The organism is Haemophilus sp. SZY H53, assembly GCF_054332375.1.
Genome location: NZ_JBTGNV010000047.1, coordinates 1 through 573 on the forward strand (window position 1 = coordinate 1; position 573 = coordinate 573).

Sequence of the window (573 nt, forward strand, 5' to 3'; positions counted from 1 at the left end):
GGGAGAACTCATCTCTTGGCAAGTTTCGTGCTTAGATGCTTTCAGCACTTATCTCTTCCGCACTTAGCTACCCGGCAATGCGTCTGGCGACACAACCGGAACACCAGTGGTGCGTCCACTCCGGTCCTCTCGTACTAGGAGCAGCCCCAATCAATTCTCCAACGCCCACGGCAGATAGGGACCGAACTGTCTCACGACGTTCTAAACCCAGCTCGCGTACCACTTTAAATGGCGAACAGCCATACCCTTGGGACCTACTTCAGCCCCAGGATGTGATGAGCCGACATCGAGGTGCCAAACACCGCCGTCGATATGAACTCTTGGGCGGTATCAGCCTGTTATCCCCGGAGTACCTTTTATCCGTTGAGCGATGGCCCTTCCATTCAGAACCACCGGATCACTATGACCTACTTTCGTACCTGCTCGACTTGTCTGTCTCGCAGTTAAGCTTGCTTATACCATTGCACTAACCTGACGATGTCCGACCGTCATTAGCAAACCTTCGTGCTCCTCCGTTACTCTTTGGGAGGAGACCGCCCCAGTCAAACTACCCACCAGACACTGTCCGAGACC

At 53.9% G+C, this 573-nt stretch carries 1 rRNA gene; it reads right to left on the bottom strand.

The annotated features are described in order from the left end of the window. Window positions 1-573 (bottom strand): 23S ribosomal RNA (locus ACXVWB_RS11265); the annotation flags it as partial.